The sequence below is a fragment of the Bradyrhizobium sp. A5 genome (genome assembly GCF_042076515.1).
In the GTDB taxonomy this organism is placed as follows: domain Bacteria; phylum Pseudomonadota; class Alphaproteobacteria; order Rhizobiales; family Xanthobacteraceae; genus Bradyrhizobium; species Bradyrhizobium cosmicum.
In genome coordinates, this window is record NZ_CP148990.1 from 5,386,709 (window position 1) to 5,409,015 (window position 22,307).

Genomic DNA, 22,307 nt, shown 5'->3' on the forward strand with positions numbered 1-22,307 from the left:
GTCGTCCCGGACAAGCGAAGCGCAGATCCGGGACCTCCGCGCGAGCGCTTCGCGCTCGTCGCGATAACACAGGGAGATGTTTGGCGACGAACGACGTGAACAACTTCGCGCAACAACTTCCGCCGCGGCGTATGGGTCCCTGCTTTCGCAGGGACGACAGTACAGTGAAAGGAGAGAACAATGACAAACAACCTCACCCGCAGCACTGACGACGTGGTAATCGTCGGCGGCGGCCTTGCCGGGCTGTTCTGTGCGCTGAAGCTCGCGCCGCGGCCGGTGACGCTGATCTCGGCCGCTCCGCTCGGACAAGGCGCATCCTCCGCTTGGGCGCAAGGCGGCATCGCCGCCGCAATGGCCGAAGGCGATACGCCCGAAGCGCATGCCGCCGACACCATCGCGGTCGGCGGCGGCATCGTCGATGAGGCGGTCGCGCTCGGCATCGCGCGCGAGGCCGCAGCGCGGATCCATGATCTGCTCGCCCATGGCGTGCCGTTCGACCGCGATCTCGAAGGCCGGCTCGCCGTCGGGCGCGAGGCCGCGCATTCGGCGCGGCGCATCGTGCATGTGCGCGGCGACGGGGCGGGCGCGGCGATCATCGCAGCATTGAGCGAAGCCGTGCGCCGCACGCCGTCGATCCGGCTGATCGAAGGCTTGGTCGCCGAAGCGCTGCTGACCGAGGACGGCGCGGTCACCGGCCTGCAATTGCGCGAGGCCGGCAATTTCTCGGCGAGGCCGACCATGATCGCTTCCCGCGCGGTAGTGCTCGCGACCGGCGGCATCGGCCATCTCTATGCCGTCACCACAAATCCTGACGAGGCCAGCGGATCGGGCCTTGCGATCGCGGCGCGCGCCGGTGCTGTCATCGCCGACCCCGAATTTGTGCAGTTCCACCCGACCGCCATCATGGCCGGGCGCGATCCGGCGCCGCTCGCGACCGAAGCGCTGCGCGGCGAAGGCGCGACGCTGGTCAACAGCCATGGCGAGCGCTTCATGCCGGCACTCCACCCGCTCGCCGAACTCGCACCGCGCGACATCGTGGCCCGCGGCGTGTTCGCGGAGATCACGGCCGGACGGGGAGCATTCCTCGATGCGCGGGCCGCGCTGGGCAGGCGCTTCGCCGACAGATTTCCGACGGTGCATGCGAGTTGCATCGCCGCCGGCATCGATCCCGTGACGCAGGCCATCCCGATCGCGCCGGCCGCGCACTACCACATGGGCGGCATCGCGGTGGATGCGCGCGGCCGCAGCTCGATCGACGGGCTCTGGGCCGGCGGCGAAGTGTCGTCGACCGGCGCCCACGGCGCCAACCGGCTTGCGTCGAACTCGCTGCTGGAAGCCGTGGTCTATGCCGCACGCATCGCCGACGACATCGCCGGTCGCGCCATCCCCTCGTCTGCCCGCCTCCCCGATGTGCTGGTGACGCCGCGCGGCGAGGCGCCGGATGCTGCGGCCGTAAAGCGGCTGCGGGCGATGATGAGCGCACGCGTCGGCGTCATCCGCGACGAGGACGGACTTGCAGAGGCGGTGCGCAGCTTCGCCGCGCTCGAACACGAAGGCACGAGCGTCGCTGTCCGCAACATGGCGACATCGGCCCTGCTGGTCGCCGCCTCGGCCTGGAGCCGGCGCGAGAGCCGCGGCGCGCATTTCCGCATCGATCATCCGGCGGATGACCCCGCCTTGGCGCAGCGAACGATGACCACGCTCGCCGCAGCGCGCGCGGTCGCGGAGAGTTTGAACGAGCATCTCCAGCCGCGCACCGCGCAACCCATGATCGCCTGAAGGAGGCCTCCATGATCACCCCGACCTCACTGCTCTATCCCGATGCCTTCCTCTCGCCGCTCGCGATCGACGAGGCCGTGCGGCGCGCACTCGACGAGGATCTCGGCCGCGCTGGCGACATCACCTCGCTCGCCACGATTCCGGAAGCCACCAAGGCGCAGGCGATCCTGGTGGCGCGGCAGTCCGGCGTGATCGCCGGCCTGCCGCTGGCGCTGGCGACACTGCAAAAGCTGTCGCCCGACATCGAGGTGCGCGCGCATGCCCGCGATGCCGCACGCGTTGTCCGCGGTCAGCAGGTGTTGACGATCACCGGCCCGGCGCGCGCCATTCTCACGGCGGAGCGGACCGCGCTGAATTTCGTCGGCCGCCTGTCAGGCGTCGCGACGCTCACGGCCGATTACGTCGCGCGCACCGAAGGCACCAGGATGCGCATCTGCTGCACGCGAAAGACCACGCCGGGGTTGCGTGCGCTGGAGAAATACGCGGTGCGCTGCGGCGGCGGCTTCAACCACCGCTTCGGCCTCGACGATGCGATCCTGATCAAGGACAACCACATCGCGGTCGCCGGCGGCATCCGGCCGGTGCTGGAGCGCGCCCGCGCCCATGCCGGACACCTCGTCAAGATCGAGATCGAGGTGGATACGCTGCCGCAACTGCGCGAGGTCCTCGACAGCGCAATGGCTGACGCCGTGTTGCTCGACAACATGGATCTTGCAACCCTGCGCGAGGCCGTCAAGCTCAACGAGGGCCGCCTCAAGCTGGAGGCGTCCGGCGGGGTCACACTGGAGTCGATCGCGGCGATCGCAGCCACCGGCGTCGACTACGCGTCATCTGGCGCGCTGACGCATTCGGCGCCCAATTTCGACTGTGCGCTGGATATCGCCGCGTGAGGCGCTAGCGCCGCTCGCTCACGCCCATCTCGGCAGAACTCTTGGCTTCCTGCGCGAGCTCGGCGGAGAGCGCGGCGGTTTGCGCCGGGGTGCCCCAGCTCGGCTCCTCGCTGCCGTCGCCCCAGGCGCGCGGACGGTAGAAGGTGTGCACGCCGGTCTTGTACATCTTCTTCATCTCGGCGACCCAGGACGGGCGCACCCAATAGGCGTGGTAGTGCGTCGACTTGCCGACCTCGGGCAGCCAGATCTGGCCGTCGAGCATCGCCTTCGAGATCTTCTTGGCGCGCTCCCACATCTCGGGCTCGCGGATCACGTCGGCATTGTTGTCGCAGGCAAAGGTGAACTGGCAGGCGAGATGGCGGTGCTTGTTCTGATAGACCGCGCCGCACACGGTGTCGGGATATTTGCCGGAGAACACGCGGTTCAATACCACTTGCGCCACCGCGATCTGGCCGCGCACCGCCTCGCCGCGGGACTCGAAATAGACGGCTTCGGCGAGACACTTCTCGGATTTCGCGCGCGACTTGTCGTCGAGTGCCAGCCGCTCGGCCGGCGATCTGGCGCGCTGGTTGTCGGCGTTGACCTCGCCCTTGGGGGCGACGCTCTCGCCGCTCTCGATATCCCGAGCGATCTCCTCCGTCGGCGGCGACAGCGAGGCCGTCACCTTCATGTCCGGATCGGGCATCACGATCAGCGGCTCGGCGCCGGGCTGCCAGCTCTCGATGCTCTCGACACTGCCGCCGAGCGAGGAACTGCCGAAGAACAGGTTCGAAGTCTTGACGCTGAAGGGATCGCGCACGGGCGTGGTCGGCGCGGTGGCTCGCTTCAGCGCCTCCAGCGGCTGCACCGCGAATGAACGCGCGAGCTCGCTGGCCTGCGGCGCATTGGTGTATTGCGGCAGCGGCGGCGCGCGCAGCGCTTCCGCGAGCTCGGGATCGAGTGCGGCTGCGGACTCCGGCGACATTGCCTGCGACATCGCCTGTGGCAGCGCGGCGGTCTTGGCGCCGAACACCGAGCTGTTCGAGGTCGCGGGATCCTGGCCCGCGGGTGCTGTGGCCGGCGCGGCCGTCTCGGGCGCCTGCGTCGGCGTCACGGTCGCGAGGCGATCACCCTTCATGGAGCGATCGACTTTGGGAAAATCGGCGGCCTGGTAGCGCGGCGGCGCCTGCAGCGCCGGGTTGCGGCCGAGCGCGCCGGTGACGTCGCGACCGTCGAGGCTCGCGAGGCGAACCATCGCGCTCTGCGGAACCGACGTGCCGATGGGACGGGAAAAACTGTAGGTGGCGAGCTGAATGGAGGACGCCGCAGAGAACACCTGCTTCTGCCAACGCTCGGCGACGCCGGGCTGACGCGCCAGCAGGGAGGCAATATCCTGATAGCCGGTCTCTCTCGGCATCAATGCGAAGATGCAGAGACCGATGCCGAAGGACGCGAACCGCGCGCCCTTCGGATGGTTACGCAACACAGACATCGATACGCTCACGCTACGCTTACAAAAATCGAGATGCAGTACATCCGTGCAATTCGATCTTTCTCATGAGTATCTAATTTAGGTTGCCGGGGCGTTAATCGACGTTGCGCCCGCAGCACACTCAAGCAATCTCAGGTGTTTTCACGGAGGGATTGCGGGCGTGGTAAATGCGGGCTGACGTCAAGCGGTAAACAATCGGTCAACGCGAATGGTGAAGGAACTCTTGCGCGCGCGTATCATTACGGGACGCGGTTCCATCGTCACGCCGACAACAGCTGTCATGCCCCGCGAAGGCGGGCATCCAGTACGCCGCAGCTTCTCGATTCAATCACTGCCGAGAATGACGAACGCGTCGCTTCCCCGTCACCCTGAGGTGGCCGCTTCTTCAGCGGCCCTCGAAGGGCGACGGCCCGGCTGCATCTCGGGCCGCTCATCCTTCGAGACTCCCTGCGCGGCGCTGCGCACCGCGACGCTCGCACCTCAGGATGACGGCACCAACGGCTTCTTCGACCTGATAGGCGAGAGTGTGACCTCAAATGAAAAGAGGCGGAGCCAGCGCCCCGCCTCTCTCAACTCAATCCTGCGTTTCGCTTACGCCTGGCTCGCGACCGCCTTGCCGAGCGCGGCTTGCGCCGCTGCGAGGCGGGCGATCGGCACGCGGTAGGGCGAGCAGGAGACGTAGTCGAGGCCGATGTTGTGGCAGAAGGCGACGGAGGCGGGATCGCCGCCGTGCTCGCCGCAGATGCCGACCTTCAGCTTCGGGCGCGTCTTGCGGCCGCGCGCGACGCCGATCTTGACGAGCTCGCCGACGCCTTCCTGGTCGAGCGCCACGAAGGGATCGATCGGGAGAATACCCTTGGACACGTAGGTCCCGAGGAAGCTCGCGGCATCGTCGCGGCTGATGCCGTAGGTGGTCTGCGTCAGATCGTTGGTGCCGAACGAGAAGAACTCGGCGCTCTCCGCGATCTGGCCCGCGAGCAGACAGGCCCGCGGCAGCTCGATCATGGTGCCGACCTGATAGGCGATCTTGGTATTGTTGTCGCGCATCACCGCCTTCGCGGTGGCGTCGATGCGCGCCTTGACGAGGTCGAGTTCCATCTTGGTCGCGATCAGCGGCACCATCACCTCGAGGCCGACGGCCTTGCCGGTGCGCTTCTCGGCCTCGACCGCTGCCTCGAAGATCGCGCGCGCCTGCATCTCGGCGATCTCCGGATAGGCGATCGCGATACGGCAACCGCGGAAGCCGAGCATCGGATTGAACTCCGAGAGTTCGCGCGCGCGGTCAGCGAGGCGCCGCGGGTCGGTGTTCATGGCACGCGCCACTTCCTCGACCTCGGCATGGGTGTGCGGCAGGAACTCGTGCAGCGGCGGATCGAGCAGACGGATCGTGACGGGCAGGCCCTTCATGATCTCGAACAGCTCGACGAAGTCGGCGCGCTGCATCGGCAGCAGCTTGGCGAGCGCGGCGCGGCGCGACTGCTCGTCCTCGGAGAGAATCATCTCGCGCACCGTGCGGATGCGCGTCTCCTCGAAGAACATGTGCTCGGTGCGGCAGAGGCCGATGCCTTCGGCGCCGAACTTGATCGCGGTGCGCGCGTCATCAGGCGTATCGCCATTGACGCGGACACCGATCTTGCGGACCTGGTCGGCCCACTTCATCAGCGTGCCGAACTCGCCGGAGAGCTCCGGCTCGATCATCGGCATGCGGCCGGCGAGCACCTGGCCGAGCGAGCCATCGATGGTGATGACGTCGCCGGTCTTGAAACTGCGCGAGCCGATGCTCATGGTGCCGCGGCCGTAATCGACGCGGATGGTGCCGCAGCCGGAGACGCAGGGTTTGCCCATGCCGCGCGCCACCACGGCGGCGTGCGAGGTCATGCCGCCGCGCGTGGTCAGGATGCCTTCGGCGGCGTGCATGCCGTGGATGTCTTCCGGGCTGGTCTCGATGCGGACCAGGATGACCTTGCGTCCATCGGCCTGAAGCTTTGCTGCCTCGTCCGAGGAGAACACGATCTCGCCGGAGGCCGCACCGGGCGAAGCCGGCAGGCCGGTCGCGATCACGTCGCGCTTGGCGCCGGGATCGATGGCCGGATGCAGCAGCTGATCGAGCGAGGCGGGATCGATCCGCATCACCGCTTCGTTCTTGGTGATCAGGCCTTCATTGGCAAGCTCGACCGCGATGCGCAGCGCCGCTTTCGCGGTGCGCTTGCCGCCGCGGGTCTGGAGCATCCACAGCTTGCCCTGCTCGACCGTGAACTCCATGTCCTGCATGTCGCGGTAGTGCTTCTCGAGCAGCGTGTAGATCCGCGTCAGCTCCTTGAAGGCCTCCGGCATCGCCGCTTCCATCGACGCCTTGTCGGAGCCCGATTCCTTGCGCGCGTCCTCGGTGATGTCCTGCGGCGTGCGGATGCCCGCCACCACGTCCTCGCCCTGCGCGTTGATCAGGAACTCGCCGTAGAGCTTGCTCTCGCCGGTCGAGGGATTGCGCGTGAAGGCAACGCCGGTCGCCGAGGTCTCGCCCATGTTGCCGAACACCATGGCCTGCACGTTGACCGCGGTGCCCCAGGATTCCGGAATGTCGTGCAGCTTGCGGTAGGTCACCGCGCGCGCGTTCATCCAGGATGAGAACACCGCACCGATCGCCCCCCAGAGCTGGTCGTGCGGATCCTGCGGGAAGTCCTTTCCGGTCTCGCGCGCGACCGCGTCCTTGTACTTGCCGACCAGATCGACCCAGTCCTCCGCGGACAGATCGGTGTCGAGCGTATAGCCCTGGCTGTCCTTGAACGTGTCGAGGATTTCCTCGAAGTGATGATGCTCGAAGCCGAGCACCACGTCCGAGTACATGGTGATGAAGCGGCGATAGCTGTCATAGGCGAAGCGGCGGTCCCCCGACAGCTCCGACAGCGCTTCCACGGTCTGGTCGTTGAGGCCGAGGTTGAGCACGGTGTCCATCATGCCCGGCATCGAGGCGCGTGCACCGGAGCGCACGGAGACGAGCAGCGGGTTCCTGGTGTCGCCGAAGATCTTGCCGGTCAACTTGCCGACATGGTCGAGCGCCTTCTCAACCTGCGACTGCAATTCCTTGGGGTAGGATTTGTCGTGTGCGTAGAAGTAGGTGCAGACCGAGGTCGGGAGGGTGAAGCCAGGAGGCACCGGCAGGCCGAGATTGGCCATCTCGGCGAGATTGGCGCCCTTGCCACCGAGCAGGTCGCGCATTTCCGTACGGCCTTCGGCCTTGCCGTCGCCGAATGTGAAGACCCACTTACCGGCCTTGGCGACGCCCGGCGCGGCCTTGGCGGGTGCACGCCTGCCCGGTGCTGGCTTGGCAGCGACCTTCGAAGCAATCGGCTTGGCCGCAGCTTTCGCAGCAGGTTTAGCTGCCGGCTTGGCAGCCGCCTTTGCAACGTGCTTCGGGGCAGTCTTCGGGAGCGCCTTGCGAGCCGCCGGCGCGGCCTTCGCCTTGGCGGAGGGCTTTGATTTCGCTGGCATTTTCGCCGGAGTTTTATTGGGCTTCGAGGCGGCTTTGGCCATAGCTTGCACACAACCTGCGAGAGGAATGGGAAATCGCGCGCCTTACACCACTTTGGGCAGGGTCGCGCAAGTCGAAGAGTTCCGGAAAATGAAGGCCTAGAGATGGAGCCACTTCAACAATCCGAGCCCGATCGCGCCATTTATGATGAGAAAGATCGCGACGATCAGGTTGAGCAGGCGCGGCATGATCAGGATCAGCACGCCCGCAAGCAGCGACAGGATCGGCGAAATGTGGGCGACGGTGATGTGCATGAATTGTCTTTCCGTAACGTGAGGCGAATCGCGGGCGGATCATACCGGACCCGGTTCCGCGGGTAGAGACGCGCAAGAGGCAAGCGGGTTCCCGGCTTCGCGAAAACTGCCCGAAATTGCCGCTGATGCGGCATGACTTTCCCGGAACATTGCGAAGGGGGCATGCATTGGCCAACCGGTCGCGCCGCTGGCGCCGACTGAATCATGTCGAAGGAGTTTTGCATGCGGAACAGGATTCTTGCTCTTGCAGCGCTCGCGGCCGCGATCGGTTCGCCCGTCGCGGCGCAGGCGCAAACCGGAATCACAGTGGGACGCGCGCCCGTCGTGGTCGATGGTGGCCCGACGATTGCGGTCGAACAGCGGCCGGCCTTCCGAGACTATGTCGTCGAGCAACGTGTACCGGCCTTCAGCATTCCAGATCGCGTGGTGGTCGGCAGCACCTTACCCGAGAGCGGCGTTACCTATTATGACGTACCGCAACGTTTCGGCGCCACCACCTACCGCTACACCGTCGTGAACGGCGCAACCGTGCTGGTCGAGCCGCGCTCGCGGCGCATCGTCGAGGTGATGGACTAGCTCAACTCGATGTCCGGCGCGTCACGTCAGGCTGGCGCGCATCGCGTAATCGGACATCAGGCCCCGCCCGGTCTTCCCCCCGCCGGGCGGGGCTTTTTTGCTCGCGGGGCGCGCGGAGCGCGAGCCCGGAATCCATTTCTCCACGTCACGTGCGGCACGATGGATTCCGGGCCCACGCCTTCGGCGTGTCCCGGAATAACCGCGGAGTTTGCCGCGCGACAGCGCCTCAATCGTGGATCTTCGAGAAATCCGCCACCGCACGCGTGGCGCTGCGGATCTCGTTCAGCAGCTTCAGGCGGTTCTCGCGTACCTTCGGATCTTCGTCGTTGACGCGAACCTTGTCGAAGAATGCGTCGACCGGCGGACGCAGCTTTGCCATCGCGGTCATCGCGGCGGCAAAATCCTCTTTGGCGACCGCGGCACTGGCTTCCGCCGTCACCTCGCCGATGGCCTTCGCCAGCGCCTTCTCCTCATCGAGGCTGTAGAGCGCAGCATCGGGCGCGCCGTCGAAGCTGCGCTTGTCCTTCTTCTCCTCGATGCCGAGAATGTTGCTCGCACGCTTGATGCCAGCGAGCAAATTCTTGCCGTCGTCGGTGTCAAGGAACTTGCCGAGAGCATCGACACGGCGAACGACCATCAGGAGATCGTCCTGACCACCGAGCGCAAACACGGCGTCAACGAGGTCGTGGCGTGCGCCCTGCTCGCGCAGCTGAACTTTCAGGCGGTCGGCGAAGAAGGCGAGCAGATCGCTCGGAAGCTTCTGGGCATCGGCCGGCTTCACCGACAAACCGGCGAGTGCCGACGCAGCCACCCTCACCAGCGACAGGCGGAGCGCGTTCTCAGCAATCAGCCTGATCACACCCAGCGCGGCGCGACGCAGTGCGTACGGGTCCTTGCTTCCCGTCGGTTTCTCGTCAATTGCCCAGAAGCCGACCAGCGTGTCGATCTTGTCCGCCAGCGCCACCGCGACGCTGACCGGATCGATCGGCACGCGATCCGCAGGCCCCTGCGGCTTGTAGTGCTCTTCGCAGGCGGCGGCGACGGACTCATCCTCGCCCTGGGCCAGCGCGTAATACTTGCCCATCAGGCCTTGCACCTCGGGGAATTCGCCGACAACCTCCGTCAGCAAATCCGCCTTTGCCAGATGAGCAGCACGCGTTGTCTTGGCGACATCGGCGCCAACGAGCGGAGCTATCTCGGCAGCAAGTCTCTCAATGCGCTTGATGCGTTCAGCCTGCGTACCAAGCTTCTCGTGGAACACGATCTGCTCGAACTTCGGCAGCCGATCCTCGAGCTTCGTCTTCAGATCGGTCTCGTAGAAGAACTTCGCATCGCTAAGCCGCGCACGGATCACGCGCTCGTTGCCGGCAATGATGGTCTTGCCGCCGTCGGTGGCCTCGATGTTGGCGACCAGGATGAACTTGTTGGCGAGCTTGCCCTGATTGCTCTTGGGATCGCTGACGACGAAGCACTTCTGGTTGTTGCGGATGGTGGCGCGGATCACTTCCGCTGGCGTCGCCAGGAACTCAGGTTCGAACGAGCCCATCAGCACGACCGGCCATTCGACCAGGCCCGCGACCTCGTCGAGCAGGTTCTGGTCCTCGACGAGGTCGAAGCCCTGCGCGAACGCAAGCTGCTTGGCGTCGGTGAGGATGGCGTCCTTGCGGCGCTCGGGGTCGAGCACGACCTTCGCGGCGAGCAGCTTTGCGTCGTAATCCTCGAAGCGGCGCACGTTGATCGCAGCCGGCGCCAGGAAGCGGTGACCGTAAGTGGTCTGGCCGCTCTCGATGCCATCCACCGCAAACTTCACGACATCGGGCTCTTCGGTCTCGAGCCCGAAGGTCGCCGTGATCGCGTGCAGCGGACGCACCCAGTTCAGCGATCCCGGTTTTCCGGAGCGCGCACCCCAGCGCATCGATTTCGGCCAGGGGAAGGTGCGGATGATCACCGGCAGAATCTCGGCGAGCACGTCAATCGCGGCGCGGCCGGGCTTCTCGATCAGCGCGATGTAGAAATCACCCTTCGGGTCGCGCTGGATCTTGGCTTCGTCCAGCGACTGCAAACCTGTGGCTTTGAGGAAGCCTTGCACGGCCGCATCGGGCGCGCCCATTTTCGGTCCGCGGCGTTCGGTCTTCAGGTCGGGCTGGCGCGCGGGAATGCCGTGCACGGTCAGCGCAAGGCGGCGCGGCGTTGCGAATGCCTTGGCGCCTTCGTAGACGAGGCCTTCGGCGACGAGCTTGTCGGTGACCATGCGGCGCAGATCGTCGGCCGCCTTGGCCTGCATGCGCGCGGGGATTTCTTCCGAGAACAGTTCAAGCAACAGATCGGGCATCAGGCCGCTCCGCCCGCTTCGGTATGGATCCAGGCCTCGCCGCAGGCCTTGGCCAGCTCGCGCACGCGAAGAATGTAGCTCTGCCGCTCGGTCACGGAGATCACGCCGCGGGCATCGAGCAGGTTAAAGACGTGGCTCGCCTTGATGCACTGGTCATAGGCGGGCAGCGCCATCAGGTGCGCCTCGCGCTTGCCGGACTCCAAGTTTTTTTGCCAGCCCGCGTCGAGGTATTTCTTGCAGGCCTGCTCCGCCATCTTGAACTGCTCGAACAGCATCGCGGTGTCGGCGACTTCGAAATTGTGCTTCGAATATTCCTTCTCGGCCTGCAGGAAGACGTCGCCATAGGTGACCTTGGCATCGCCGTCACGGCCGTTGAAGTTGAGGTCATAGACGCGGTCGACACCCTGCACATACATCGCGAGGCGCTCGAGCCCGTAGGTGAGCTCGCCTGCAACCGGCGCGCATTCGAAGCCCGCGACCTGCTGGAAATAGGTGAACTGGCTGACTTCCATGCCGTCGCACCAGCATTCCCAGCCGAGGCCCCAGGCGCCCAGCGTCGGGCTCTCCCAGTCGTCCTCGACGAAGCGAATGTCGTGCACGGCGGAATCGATGCCGATCGCGGCGAGCGACTTCAGGTACAGCTCCTGAAGGTTCGGCGGCGACGGCTTCATGATCACCTGAAACTGGTAGTAGTGCTGCATCCGGTTCGGATTCTCGCCGTAGCGGCCGTCCTTGGGCCGGCGCGAGGGCTGCACATAGGCGGCGTTCCAGGGTTTTGGCCCGAGCGCGCGCAGCGTGGTCGCCGGATGAAAGGTACCCGCACCCATCTCCATGTCGTAGGGCTGCAGGATCACGCAGCCCTGCTCGGCCCAGAACCGCTGGAGCGCGAGGATGAAGCCCTGGAACGAGCGTTCCGGGCGCATATGGGCGGGCAATGAGGCGTCCATCGTCAGATCAGGCTCTCGCGGGGGTTTTGAATCGCGCGGGACCGTATCGACGGCGGGTGTGGGAATCAAGGCAAAGGGGCGGATTGGCCGTCATTCCGGGACGCCCGAAGCGCGAGCCCGGAATCCATTGCGCCGCTCACTCCGTGGTTCGATGGATTCCGGGTTCTCGCTTCGCGAGCCCCGGAATGACGATTGAGCGGAAAGGACCCCTAACCCGGCCGGTAAGCCCCGGTTACAGGGTCACGCTTCAACGTCTGAATATCCCCGGCATGGGCGGCCTCGGCGACGCGCGAGAGGCGCATCTCCTCCAGCTCATGGTTGATCCGGACAGCGGTCTTGTAGGCCCAGCGGACCACGGCAAGCCCACCCAGGACGCCCGCAAAAGCGACGAACGGCGGCATCGGTCGTTCCTTGTTCACAGTGCTCAGCCCCCACACGCATTCTTGCGCAGACCGGGCCGCGCCGCAATTGGCTCGGGCCGGACCAAATGGCGCGGGAGCAGCTCCGCTAGAACCCGAATTTTGCCCAAATCGCGCGCGTTTCGACCGCCGAGATCAGATCATCCGGCAGCCCGGCCATTGATTCCATGGCCGAAAGCTGGCCCGCGCCGGCTGGTTTTCGTCCGAGAAGGCCGGACAAGAGCCCGCTCGGCTGCGCAATCACGGGGGTGAGAACCTTCTCGCCATAGCGGGCACGAAGAGTTGAGCGGAGATCTCCGATGCTGTCGGCGAGCCCCAGTGCCACCGCGCTGTCGCCGGCCCAGTACTCGCCCGTGAACAGGGTGTCGTCCGCCCCCTTCAGCCGGGCGCCGCGGCTGTCCTTCACCAGCGAAATGAAGATCTGGTGGATCTCGCGCTGGATCGCCTTCAGCTTGGCGACGTCGTCAGGGTTTTCGGGCAGGAACGGATCGAGCATCGCCTTGTTTGCACCGGCGGTATAGAGACGCCGCTCGATGCCGAGCCGCTTTATCGCCTCCTGGAAACCGAAGCTGCCGCCGACCACGCCGATCGAGCCGAGGATCGAGGAGGGATCGCAGATGATCTCGTCACCGGCGCAGGCGATCATGTAACCGCCCGACGCTGCAACGTCCTCGACGAAGACAAGCACGGGCAGCTTCTTCTCCGCCGCGAGCTGCTTGATGCGCAGATAGATCTGACGCGACTGCACCGGCGATCCGCCGGGCGAATTGATCACCAGCGCCACCGCCTTGGCGTTCCGCATCGAGAAGGCCCGCTCCAGCACCCGCGCGACCCCCGCGAGCGACATACCCGGGCGCAGCGGCGTCACCGCGCCGATCACCCCCGACAGCCGCACCACCGGCACTACCGCCGTCCCCGGCCGGAAGCGTGCCGGCAGATATTGCAGGAGCTTGTCGGCCAGGCCGGAACTCTCACGATCGTTCAATTGTTCGGCCATGCCGTTACCTCTGATTAACCATTTTTTATCACGCGACTGTCATTGGAAGTGCCTGGAACGTGTTTTGCAGTTTGCCCGTTGGAAAGCTGCAATGAAGCAGCGGAGAAAACGCCATGAAGATCTATCTGCTGATGCTGCTGATCGGTGCGCTTTTCACGGCGATTCGCCTGACATCCGCGCAGGAACAGCAGTCGGAATCGCTTCCGCAGTAGACTTTCGCGGCTCCGCCAGCGGCAAAACCGCCCTCCCCTCCAGAACTTCCCTGACCTCTTTTTTAGGCACGCGCGACTCTTCGTTAAGCATGAGGCCCGGCAGCAATCGCGTCGGGGCCCGGCCGCCTTTGACTGCGCGCACCAGCACGCGGATCGCCGGCCGTCCCGCCTCGCCATGAACCGGCAGGATCGACAGGCTGCCGAAGCCGCGTGACAGCGCCGTCAAGATCTCCGCGATCCCATCTGCACGCCAGATCAATGTCAGCGCGCCATTCGATCGAAGGATGCGCCGGGCCGCATGCACCCAGGCATCCAACGTCTCGCTCGTTGCCACATGCGCGACATGGCGGGCCTGATCCGGCGAGCCGCGGTGACGCGCGGGATCGTTGAAGGGCGGGTTCATCAGCACCGCATCGACGCTGTCGGGCAAAAGCCCGTGCTCCGCAAACGCCGACGCATCGGCCGTGACATCGAGCACGATCGTCTCGGCCGCAATCGCATTCGCCACCGCATTGGCGCGCGCAAGCTGCGCAAGTTCCGGATCGATCTCGACCAGGCTGAGACTGAGTCCCGCCAGGCGCCGGGCGAGCGCCAGCCCGGCCGTGCCGACGCCGGCGCCGAGGTCGACCACGCGGTCGCCGGCCCTCGCCTCCGTCGCCGCCGCGAGCAGAATTGCGTCATGGCCGGCGCGGTGGCCGGACCGCTTCTGCTTCAGCCGCAACTGGCCGCCGAGAAAAGCGTCCTCGGTGATGTCTGCAAGCGCCTCAATCATCGCCGCGCAATTCGTGGCTGAGGCCGGCCTCGGTGAGGAGCGCCCTTGCCTCGAGGGCGTCGTCCTCATGGACCAGGATCCGCCGCGGCAGGATGCCGAGCGAGCCCTCGATGATGCTCATGTTCTGGTCCAGCACCAGATGATGGATATTGGCGCCGTTGAGCAGCGCGCCGATCGCTGACACCAGCACCATATCGTTGGTCCGAACCAGTTCGCGCAAAGCAGGTCTCCTGCCTGAAGGGGTTAAAGCGGCAAATGTCAATGGTTCCGCAGCACTTGCCGCATCCGCCTCCAGTTTCTATTGTATTTCCATCAGAATAGCCCCTCCGGGGCAAATATTGGAGACCGGCGTGGCCGTCATCGTACCTTTCGAAACTCCCGGCGCGTCGATCGAAGAGCTGGTTGCCCTTGTCGCCGGTGACATGGAGCGCGTCAACGCCACGATCCTGTCGCGGACCGGTTCTGACGTGACCATGATCCCGGAGGTCGCCAACCATCTGATCTCCTCCGGCGGCAAGCGCCTGCGCCCGATGCTGACGCTCGCCATGGCCAACCTCGCCGGCTACACCGGCGACGGCCACATCAAGCTCGCAGCCAGCGTCGAGTTCATGCACACCGCGACCCTGCTCCACGACGACGTCGTCGACGAGAGCGAGATGCGCCGCGGCAAGCTGTCGGCGCGCATGCTCTGGGGCAACGAGGCGAGCGTGCTGGTCGGCGACTTCCTGCTCGGCCAGGCGTTTCGCATGATGGTCGAGGTCGGCTCGCTCCGTGCGCTCGATATTCTTTCGGCGGCGGCCGCCACCATCGCCGAGGGCGAGGTGATGCAGCTTGCGGCTGCCAAGAACACCGCGACCACCGAGGACGAATATCTCGCCGTGATCCGCGGCAAGACCGCCGAGCTGTTCGCCGCCGCCTGCGAGGTCGGCCCCGTGATCGCCAACCGGCCGAAGGCCGAGCAGACCGCCTGCCGCTCGGTCGGCATGAATCTCGGCATCGCCTTCCAGCTCGTCGACGACGTGCTCGACTATGGCGGCAAGAGCGCAAAACTCGGCAAGAACACCGGCGACGATTTCCGCGAGGGCAAGATCACCCTGCCGGTGGTGCTCGCCTTCCGCCGCGGCAACGACACCGAGCGCGCCTTCTGGATCAAGGCGCTGGAGCGCGGCGAGATCGGCGACACCGACCTCGACCACGCCATCGGGTTGATGAACAAGCACCGCGCGCTCGAGGACACGATCAGCCGCGCCCACCACTACGGCGCCATGGCGGTGGATGCGCTGGCGCTGTTCCCGTCCTCGCCGATGAAGAGCGCGCTGGAGCAGGTCGTGGCGTTCTGCCTGGCACGGTCGCATTAGGGGCTCTGACCACTGTAAGCCCCGTCATCCTGAGGCGCTCGCGCAGCGAGCCTCGAAGGATGCACGGCCGAGATGCAGCCGGGCTGTCGCCCTTCGAGGCTCGCCCAGCGACGCTATCGCGTCGCCAGACGAGCGCCTCAGGGTGACGGTCATGGATATGCGCTAGCTGCGCCATCATCGTCATTGCGATGCGACACGGCCCCACCCTCAGGTCCCGGACGCGCTGCAGCGTGAAACGCTGCTGCGCAGAGCCGGGACCTACGCGACTTCCGCAACCATCTACGACATGGCCCCCCGGCTGCAGCGCACCGCAATGAGGCGCTGCGCTGCGTCCGGGGCACGAGACGAGGTAGTTACTTGCATTTTGCAAGTTACTCTCCTACCTTCCCGCTATGCAGCCCAAATCCCCTTCCATCCTGGAATGCCCGGTCGGCCGCGCCGTGGAGACGGTCGGCGAATGGTGGAGCATCTTGATCCTGCGGGATGCGTTCCAGGGCGCCACGAAGTTCGACGAGTTCTCGCAGAGCCTCGGGATCGCGCCGAACATCCTGTCGCGGCGGCTTGCGCATCTCACCGCGAGCGGCATGTTCGTGCGACGGCGCTATCATGAGCGGCCGCCGCGCTACGAATATGTGCTGACGGACAAGGCGCGGGACTTCTTTCCCGTGGTCGTGGCGCTGCTCGCCTGGGGCAATAGGCATCTGGCGCCGAAGGGCGAATCCATCGTGCTGGCGAACCGCAACGATCGTCGCCCGTTCGATCCGGTGGTGGTCGACTCCAGCGACATGCAGCCGATCACGCTCGCCAATGCGGTCGTTGTCGCAGGTCCGCGCGCAAGCCGCGGGATGCGCGCGCGGCTCGCCTCGCTCAAGGCCATGAACCCGGCGGTCGCGCCGGCCGGAGACTGACATGCCTCGTATCGTCGTGACAGGAATGGGCGCGGTGTCGCCGCTCGGCTGCGGTGTCGAACTGTCGTGGCGCCGGCTGCTCGCCGGCCAAAGCGGGCTGCGCCCTCTGCCCGAATGGTCGCAGGCGCTGCCCGCGCGCATTGCCGGCCTCGTACCCGACAAGGCCGACGACGCCGAAGGCGGCTTCGATCCGGCGCAGGCCGCCGCGCCAAAGGACCAGCGCAAGATGGACCGCTTCATCCTGTTCGCGCTCCTCGCGACCGCGGAGGCGGTCGCGCAGGCCGGATGGACGCCGCAGGATGCGGCGGCGCTGGAGCGAACCGCGACGATCATCGCCTCCGGCGTCGGCGGCTTCCCGGCGATGGCGGAGGCGGTTCGCATCACCGAACAGCGCGGGCCGCGCCGGCTCTCGCCGTTCACGATCCCCTCGTTCCTCGCCAATCTCGCGGCGGGTCACGTCTCGATCAAATACGGCTACAAGGGCGCGCTGGGAACGCCTGTCACGGCGTGTGCTGCCGGCGTCCAGGCGATCGGCGATGCCGCGCGCATGATCCGCGCGGGCGAAGCCGATGTCGCGATCTGCGGCGGTGCCGAGGCCTGCATCGACATCGTCAGCCTCGGCGGCTTTGCGGCGGCGCGTGCGCTATCGAGTTCCTTCAACGGCGAGCCCGCACGCGCCTCGCGGCCGTTCGATCGTGACCGCGACGGCTTTGTCATGGGCGAAGGCGCCGGCATTCTGGTGATCGAGGAGCTGGAGCGTGCGCTCGCGCGCGGCGCCACGCCGATCGCGGAGATCGTCGGCTACGGCACCACGGCGGATGCCTATCACATGACGTCGGGGCCGCCCGATGGCGACGGCGCCCGCCGCGCCATGGAGATCGCGCTGCGGCAGGCAAACCTTGCGCCCGGGGATCTGCAGCACCTCAACGCCCATGCGACGTCGACGCCCGCCGGCGACCAGAGCGAGCTTGGCGCCATCGCCGCCCTGTTCGGCCGCAATCGAAACATCGCGGTGAGCGCGACCAAATCGGCCACCGGCCATCTGCTCGGCGCCGCCGGCGGCTTGGAAGCGATCTTCACCATCCTCGCTTTGCGCGACCAGATTGCGCCGCCGACGCTCAACTTCGAAAACCCCGACGCGAGCGCTGACGGCATCGACATCGTCTCCGGTAGCGCGCGGCCGATGCCGATGCGGCACGCCATCTCCAACGGATTCGGCTTCGGCGGGGTGAACGCCAGCGTGATCTTCCGCCACATGGGATAGACGCAAGGACTTGCAATCACGCCGGGCATCGCTACGACAGTAGGATGACCGAAACGAATTTCTGGCTGTTCCTCGCAACTGCTTGTGTGATCGCCGCCATTCCCGGCCCCGGCATCTTCTACGTCGCGGCGCGAACCTTGTCGGAAGGGCGCGACAGCGGCTTTACCTCGACCGCGGGCACGGCGCTGGGCGGGCTGTTTCATGTCGTCGCCGGCAGCCTCGGCATCTCCGCGATCATCCTTGCCAGTGCCGAGCTGTTTGCCGCCGTCAAATTCGTCGGCGCGCTCTACCTGGTCTGGCTCGGCATCAAGACGGATCGAAACGCCGGCCGCGCATTGTCGCTGGACAGCGAGCCCGCCGGCGACACGCGCGCGTTCCGTGACGGCGTTCTAGTCGAGGCGCTGAACCCGAAGACCGCGGCGTTCTTCCTCGCCTTCATCCCGCAGTTCCTCGATCCCGCGGGATCGAACCCCACGCTGCAATTCATCATGCTCGGCACGATCTCGGTGACGCTGAACACGCTCGCCGATGTCGTCGTGGTGGTGATGGCGTCTGCGACACGCACGCAGCTGACCGGACGGCCGCACCTGATGCGGCGGCTTACGCAAGGCTCCGGCGTCTTCATCGCCGGCCTCGGCCTCTCGCTTGCGCTGGCGCGGCGGCCGGCCAATGGATAGCGCCCCGCATAGCCACTTCTATGAATCGCACGGCCTGCGGCTGCACTATGCCGATTGGGGCAACGAGGGCGCGCCGCCCCTCATCCTGGTCCACGGCGGCCGCGATCATTGCCGCAGCTGGGATGTCATCGCCAAATCGCTGCAACCACACTTTCACGTGGTCGCGCCGGACCTGCGCGGTCACGGCGATTCCGACTGGACCAAGGGCGGCAGCTACGCGCTGACCGAATATGTCTACGATCTCACCCGGCTCGTCCGCACCATCGCCGCATCCCAGGTAACTCTCATCGGCCACTCGATGGGCGGCATGGTGAGTCTGATCTTTTCGGGATCATTCCCCGAGCAGGTCGCAAAGCTCGTCGTGCTCGACGGCGTGACCATGCTGCCGGATGCGCCCAAACCGCCGGCGCATGAGCGCATCGGCAAATGGGTCGGCCAGCTCGACAAGCTGCACGACCGCACGCCGCGTCGCTATGCGACCCTCGCGGACGCGGCCGCGCAGATGGTGCTTCACAACAGGCGGCTGTCCCGCGAGCTTGCGCTGCATCTCGCAACGCACGGCGCACGGCGGAACGAGGACGGCACCCATAGCTGGAAGTTCGATCCCTACCAGCGTGCCTCCGCACCGCACCGGCTCTGGCCGGACGATCACGTCGCGCTGTGGTCGCGCATCGCCTGCCCGACGCTGCTGCTCAATGCGGGCGAGAGCTTTCTCGCCGGCGCCAAGGCAGCGGGCCTGGAGCGCTACTTCCCGCAGGCGCGTATCGAGACCATCGCCGGGGCCGGACACTGGCTGCAGCACGACAAGCCGCAAGAGGTGTTGGGCGAGATCCGGCGGTTTCTCGGACTGGCGGAGGACGGCGCGGGTTAGCTCCATTGCCGTAGGGTGGGCAAAGCGAAGCGTGCCCACCACTTCGATCGCGTGACTTGGATACATGGTGGGCACGGCGCTATCGCGCCTTTGCCCACCCTACGGCAGCTGGCCGAAGACAGCAGCGGCTAGCTCAACGTCCCCGCATGCACCCACCAGCCGGGGTGATCACGCCGGATTTTTTCGGCGGCGGCGTGGGCATCAGTGGGCGCGCCATAGATCGCAAAGCAGGTCGCACCCGAGCCGGACATGCGGGCGAGCTTGACGCCGGCGGTGACGCGCAAGGCTTCCAGCACCTCACCGATCACGGGCTCGATCCGCAGCGCAGGGGCTTCCAGATCGTTGGGGACGGTTTCGAGGACTTCGACCCAATCCGCAATCGACCCGCCCTCGTCCGGCCAGGCCGGGGCTTCGAGGACGGAGGTGGCGCCCACCAGCAGTTCACCGTTGCGCAGGCCCAACTCCCTGAACACGTCCTTGGTGGCAACAGGCACGCGCGGATTGACCATGACGCAGGGCATGCGCGGCAGCGCCAGAGGCAGCAGCTGCTCGCCGACACCGGTCATGTCGCAGGCGCGCGAGAACAGGCACACGGGCACATCGGCGCCGGTCGCGAGCGCGACCTTCTGGAGCCGGGGATCATCGAGCGACAGATCGTTGAGACGCGCCAGCAGCCGCAGCGCCGCTGCGGCATCGGCCGAGCCGCCGCCGATACCGGCCGCAACAGGCAGCACCTTGTCGAGCGCGAAGGCCCCGAGCTTCAGGTTCGGCACGGCTTCGGCCAGAAGCCTGGCGGCCTTGAGTACGAGATTGTCGGAAGTCTCGCCGCAGGCCGCCGCCAGCGGTCCTGTGGTGACGAGCTTCAACTCGGCGCCCGGATCGAGCGTCAAACGATCCGCGCAGTCGGCGAAGGCCACCACGCTTTGGAGATCATGATAGCCGTCCGTACGACGGCCGACGACGCGAAGGCTCAAATTGACCTTCGCCCGCCCCTCTTCAATCAACGCCGGCATCGGCGATCAGCCCCCAGAACTCACTCAGACTAGCCGCCCTTGCCGTCGTCTTTCTTCTTGTCCGCCTGCGCGGCCGAAGAGTTCGAATTGTCCTCGGCGGCGAGGCCGTTGGCGATCTTGGCCTCGATCTTCGGAAGCTCCTCCGGCTCGGGCTTGAGATCGCGGGCGTGGGCCCACTGGAATTTGGCTTCGAGCGTGCGGCCGACACGCCAATAGGCATCGCCGAGGTGATCGTTGATGGTGGGATCCTCGGGCTTGAGGTCGATCGCGCGCTCGAGGTTCTTCACCGCCTCTTCGTAATTGCCGATGCGGTAGTAAGCCCAGCCGAGCGAGTCGACGATGTAGCCGTCGTCGGGACGCTGCTCGACGGCGCGCTTGATCATCTTCATGCCCTCGTCGAGATTGACGCCCTGGTCGATCCAGGAATAGCCGAGATAGTTGAGGACATGCGGCTGGTCGGGCTGCAGCTCGAGCGCCTTCTTCATGTCGGCTTCGGCCTTGGCCCATTCCTTGGTGCGTTCCTCGCAGATGCCGCGATAATAGTACCAGACGCTGTTGGCCTTGTCGTTGCCGGCCGGCAGCACCTCGATGCCCCGCGAATAGGTCGCGCCGCAGTCGCCGAACCGCTTGCGGCCGCGCTCGATGTTGCCGAGCGCCATGATGGCTTCGAGGTCCTTGGCATCTTCCGTGGTGACGCCCTTGAGGATCTTGATCGCCTCGTCGGTGCGGTCGGCGGAATCCAGATCGATGGCGAGCTGGATCTGCGCGTTGCGCTTGAGCGGCGAAGTCGCAGGCACGCGCTCGTAGACCTTGATCGCCATCTGCGGCCGCTTCACCGATTCATAGAGATCGGCGAGCGAGAGCAGCGCCAGCGGATGGGTCGGCTGGAGGTAGAGCGAGAGCTGCAGATAGACCAGCGCCAGATCCTCGCCGCCGCGGCGGGTCAGCGTCGCGCCGATGCCGTAGAGCGCCTCGGCGGCGCCCGCTTGCGCGGAATCGACCAGCGGCGGCATCTTCTTGCCGGCCTTGGTGTCGCGCAGGCCTTCCACGATCAGCGGATGACGGGCGAGCTTCTTGTCGAACGCCTGATAGACGGTGGTCGCGGCAGCCGAGTCCTTGTTGCGCGACAGCCAGCGCGCATAGGCCTCGGTGACGCGCAGCATGGAATCGTCGAGCTTGTAGGCGCGCTCGAAGCGGATGCCGGCGTCCTTTTCCTTGCCGGCAAGCTCGAGGATCATGCCGGCGTGGAGGTCCTTGAACAGCGGATACCATTCCGGACCGGCAAGCTTGTCGATGGTGGCGACACCGCCCTTGGCATCGCCCGCGCCATAGGCGGCCCAGCCCGACAGCAGCGTGGCGACGAGATCGGTGATCGGACCGCGAATCGATTGGTTGATGTTGGTCTGCGCGGTCGCGTACTTCTTGACCTTGAGATCATGCACGCCGACGACGAGGCGCGCGACGCGGTTGGTCTTGTCGATGGTGAGGATGCGCTCGGCGAGCTTGACGGCTTCGTCGATGTCACCGTCCGCGACCGACGAGATGAAGGCGCGGTCGAGCAGCTCGTTGTTCTTCGGGTCGGTGCGAAGCGCCGAGCGGTAGAAGGCCGCGGCCGATGTCGCGTCGCGCTCGACGCTGGCGTGGCGGGCGGCGAGATAGCTGCCGGCGGTGGTGAGCGATTTCAGATCGTTTCGGCTCGGGAATTGCGCCGCCGTATCGGACGGATGGTCCGGCGTCTGCGCCAGGACCGCGCCGGGGACCGTCGCGATCGCTGTGCCCATCAGGGCGATGGCGGCAACAGTCCAGCGGTTGAAACGATTTGAGAACATCAGGGCTCGCCTTGAGTTGGTAGTGCCTGGGTTTGCAGCAGAAGGCCGTATCGCATGCGAACGCGGCCGGTGGCATCGGACCCGGAACCGTCGGGCCGACAATGCCGCTTTTGGCGCTTCGCCGCAAGGATTCGGGCCGGGCGATCCCCTCCGCACGCCCCAAATCGGCCAACAGAGCCCCAAGACGCCGCCAGTATGGCCGTATCGTG

General features: G+C 66.1%; 19 protein-coding genes. 8 read left to right on the forward strand and 11 right to left on the reverse strand.

The genetic code is table 11. The annotated features are described in order from the left end of the window. Positions 1-180 precede the first annotated feature (180 nt). Positions 181-1,779: an L-aspartate oxidase gene (locus WHZ77_RS25695; protein ID WP_375310510.1), complete on the forward strand. Its 1,599-nt coding sequence runs from the start codon at positions 181-183 to the stop codon at positions 1,777-1,779. Positions 1,780-1,790: 11 nt separating this feature from the next. Further along, on the forward strand, positions 1,791-2,669 hold the full coding sequence (gene nadC, locus WHZ77_RS25700) for a carboxylating nicotinate-nucleotide diphosphorylase (RefSeq protein ID WP_375310511.1): 879 nt from the start codon (positions 1,791-1,793) through the stop codon (positions 2,667-2,669). Between the two features lie 4 nt (positions 2,670-2,673). Here nadC and WHZ77_RS25705 read toward each other — a convergent pair whose 3' ends face one another. The 3 genes from WHZ77_RS25705 to WHZ77_RS25715 all read right to left on the reverse strand — a co-directional run bounded on the left by WHZ77_RS25705 (position 2,674) and on the right by WHZ77_RS25715 (position 7,923). Beyond that, positions 2,674-4,140, reverse strand: coding sequence for a cell wall hydrolase (locus tag WHZ77_RS25705; protein WP_375310512.1), 1,467 nt, complete (start codon positions 4,138-4,140; stop codon positions 2,674-2,676). A gap of 591 nt (positions 4,141-4,731) precedes the next feature. Further along, the gene (gene ppdK, locus WHZ77_RS25710) at positions 4,732-7,671 is read right to left on the reverse strand and encodes a pyruvate, phosphate dikinase (RefSeq protein WP_375310513.1); all 2,940 of its coding nucleotides are present in this window, start codon (positions 7,669-7,671) and stop codon (positions 4,732-4,734) included. Between the two features lie 96 nt (positions 7,672-7,767). Then, positions 7,768-7,923 carry a DUF3096 domain-containing protein gene (locus tag WHZ77_RS25715; protein WP_007594951.1) on the reverse strand — a complete coding sequence of 52 codons (156 nt, stop codon included), beginning with the start codon at positions 7,921-7,923 and terminating at the stop codon, positions 7,768-7,770. Positions 7,924-8,145: 222 nt separating this feature from the next. On the opposite strand from WHZ77_RS25715, the gene WHZ77_RS25720 reads away from it, so the two are divergent. After that, positions 8,146-8,499: a DUF1236 domain-containing protein gene (locus WHZ77_RS25720; protein ID WP_015687911.1), complete on the forward strand. Its 354-nt coding sequence runs from the start codon at positions 8,146-8,148 to the stop codon at positions 8,497-8,499. A gap of 226 nt (positions 8,500-8,725) precedes the next feature. On the opposite strand, the gene glyS is transcribed toward WHZ77_RS25720, so the two are convergent. The 6 genes from glyS to WHZ77_RS25750 all read right to left on the reverse strand — a co-directional run bounded on the left by glyS (position 8,726) and on the right by WHZ77_RS25750 (position 14,398). Continuing rightward, positions 8,726-10,831, reverse strand: a complete 2,106-nt coding sequence (gene glyS / locus WHZ77_RS25725; protein WP_375310514.1) for a glycine--tRNA ligase subunit beta — start codon at positions 10,829-10,831, stop codon at positions 8,726-8,728. Beyond that, positions 10,831-11,778, reverse strand: a complete 948-nt coding sequence (locus WHZ77_RS25730; RefSeq protein ID WP_375310515.1) for a glycine--tRNA ligase subunit alpha — start codon at positions 11,776-11,778, stop codon at positions 10,831-10,833. Before WHZ77_RS25730 ends, glyS begins: the two co-directional genes overlap by 1 nt. 209 nt (positions 11,779-11,987) lie before the next feature. Next, positions 11,988-12,179 carry a hypothetical protein gene (locus WHZ77_RS25735; RefSeq protein WP_015687915.1) on the reverse strand — a complete coding sequence of 64 codons (192 nt, stop codon included), beginning with the start codon at positions 12,177-12,179 and terminating at the stop codon, positions 11,988-11,990. 106 nt (positions 12,180-12,285) lie between these two features. Beyond that, a complete protein-coding gene (locus WHZ77_RS25740; protein WP_375310516.1) occupies positions 12,286-13,194 on the reverse strand; it encodes a S49 family peptidase in 909 nt (302 codons plus the stop codon). 153 nt (positions 13,195-13,347) lie between these two features. Next, a complete protein-coding gene (locus WHZ77_RS25745; protein WP_375310517.1) occupies positions 13,348-14,178 on the reverse strand; it encodes a tRNA1(Val) (adenine(37)-N6)-methyltransferase in 831 nt (276 codons plus the stop codon). After that, positions 14,171-14,398, reverse strand: coding sequence for a DUF2007 domain-containing protein (locus tag WHZ77_RS25750; RefSeq protein WP_375310518.1), 228 nt, complete (start codon positions 14,396-14,398; stop codon positions 14,171-14,173). Before WHZ77_RS25750 ends, WHZ77_RS25745 begins: the two co-directional genes overlap by 8 nt. A 130-nt stretch (positions 14,399-14,528) precedes the next feature. Here WHZ77_RS25750 and WHZ77_RS25755 point away from each other — a divergent pair, with 130 nt between their 5' ends. The 5 genes from WHZ77_RS25755 (at position 14,529) to WHZ77_RS25775 (ending at position 19,256) form a co-directional block, all read left to right on the forward strand. After that, positions 14,529-15,536 carry a polyprenyl synthetase family protein gene (locus WHZ77_RS25755; RefSeq protein WP_375310519.1) on the forward strand — a complete coding sequence of 336 codons (1,008 nt, stop codon included), beginning with the start codon at positions 14,529-14,531 and terminating at the stop codon, positions 15,534-15,536. Positions 15,537-15,928: 392 nt separating this feature from the next. Next, positions 15,929-16,444: a winged helix-turn-helix transcriptional regulator gene (locus WHZ77_RS25760; protein WP_375310520.1), complete on the forward strand. Its 516-nt coding sequence runs from the start codon at positions 15,929-15,931 to the stop codon at positions 16,442-16,444. 1 nt (position 16,445) lies between these two features. After that, entirely contained in the window at positions 16,446-17,708 is a 1,263-nt protein-coding gene (gene fabF / locus WHZ77_RS25765) for a beta-ketoacyl-ACP synthase II (protein WP_375310521.1), read from the forward strand. Between the two features lie 44 nt (positions 17,709-17,752). Next, a complete protein-coding gene (locus tag WHZ77_RS25770) occupies positions 17,753-18,385 on the forward strand; it encodes a LysE family translocator (RefSeq protein ID WP_375310522.1) in 633 nt (210 codons plus the stop codon). After that, on the forward strand, positions 18,378-19,256 hold the full coding sequence (locus tag WHZ77_RS25775) for an alpha/beta fold hydrolase (protein WP_375310523.1): 879 nt from the start codon (positions 18,378-18,380) through the stop codon (positions 19,254-19,256). Before WHZ77_RS25770 ends, WHZ77_RS25775 begins: the two co-directional genes overlap by 8 nt. A gap of 128 nt (positions 19,257-19,384) precedes the next feature. Here the strand turns inward: WHZ77_RS25775 and WHZ77_RS25780 are convergent, their stop codons facing one another. Both WHZ77_RS25780 and WHZ77_RS25785 read right to left on the reverse strand, forming a co-directional pair. After that, a complete protein-coding gene (locus WHZ77_RS25780) occupies positions 19,385-20,269 on the reverse strand; it encodes a 4-(cytidine 5'-diphospho)-2-C-methyl-D-erythritol kinase (RefSeq protein WP_375310524.1) in 885 nt (294 codons plus the stop codon). Positions 20,270-20,298: 29 nt separating this feature from the next. Next, entirely contained in the window at positions 20,299-22,098 is a 1,800-nt protein-coding gene (locus WHZ77_RS25785; protein WP_375310525.1) for a tetratricopeptide repeat protein, read from the reverse strand. Between the last annotated feature and the right edge of the window lie 209 nt (positions 22,099-22,307).

Coding starts and splice junctions, on each gene's coding strand:
- WHZ77_RS25695 (WP_375310510.1), top strand. CDS start 181: ATGACAAACAACCTCACCCGCAGCACTGACGACGTGGTAATCGTCGGC.
- WHZ77_RS25740 (WP_375310516.1), bottom strand. CDS start 13,194: ATGGCCGAACAATTGAACGATCGTGAGAGTTCCGGCCTGGCCGACAAG.
- WHZ77_RS25770 (WP_375310522.1), top strand. CDS start 17,753: ATGACCGAAACGAATTTCTGGCTGTTCCTCGCAACTGCTTGTGTGATC.
- WHZ77_RS25735 (WP_015687915.1), bottom strand. CDS start 12,179: ATGCCGCCGTTCGTCGCTTTTGCGGGCGTCCTGGGTGGGCTTGCCGTG.
- glyS (WP_375310514.1), bottom strand. CDS start 10,831: ATGCCCGATCTGTTGCTTGAACTGTTCTCGGAAGAAATCCCCGCGCGC.
- WHZ77_RS25715 (WP_007594951.1), bottom strand. CDS start 7,923: ATGCACATCACCGTCGCCCACATTTCGCCGATCCTGTCGCTGCTTGCG.
- WHZ77_RS25705 (WP_375310512.1), bottom strand. CDS start 4,140: ATGTCTGTGTTGCGTAACCATCCGAAGGGCGCGCGGTTCGCGTCCTTC.
- WHZ77_RS25775 (WP_375310523.1), top strand. CDS start 18,378: ATGGATAGCGCCCCGCATAGCCACTTCTATGAATCGCACGGCCTGCGG.
- WHZ77_RS25730 (WP_375310515.1), bottom strand. CDS start 11,778: ATGGACGCCTCATTGCCCGCCCATATGCGCCCGGAACGCTCGTTCCAG.
- fabF (WP_375310521.1), top strand. CDS start 16,446: ATGCCTCGTATCGTCGTGACAGGAATGGGCGCGGTGTCGCCGCTCGGC.
- WHZ77_RS25720 (WP_015687911.1), top strand. CDS start 8,146: ATGCGGAACAGGATTCTTGCTCTTGCAGCGCTCGCGGCCGCGATCGGT.
- nadC (WP_375310511.1), top strand. CDS start 1,791: ATGATCACCCCGACCTCACTGCTCTATCCCGATGCCTTCCTCTCGCCG.
- ppdK (WP_375310513.1), bottom strand. CDS start 7,671: ATGGCCAAAGCCGCCTCGAAGCCCAATAAAACTCCGGCGAAAATGCCA.
- WHZ77_RS25785 (WP_375310525.1), bottom strand. CDS start 22,098: ATGTTCTCAAATCGTTTCAACCGCTGGACTGTTGCCGCCATCGCCCTG.
- WHZ77_RS25745 (WP_375310517.1), bottom strand. CDS start 14,178: ATGATTGAGGCGCTTGCAGACATCACCGAGGACGCTTTTCTCGGCGGC.
- WHZ77_RS25760 (WP_375310520.1), top strand. CDS start 15,929: ATGCAGCCCAAATCCCCTTCCATCCTGGAATGCCCGGTCGGCCGCGCC.
- WHZ77_RS25780 (WP_375310524.1), bottom strand. CDS start 20,269: ATGCCGGCGTTGATTGAAGAGGGGCGGGCGAAGGTCAATTTGAGCCTT.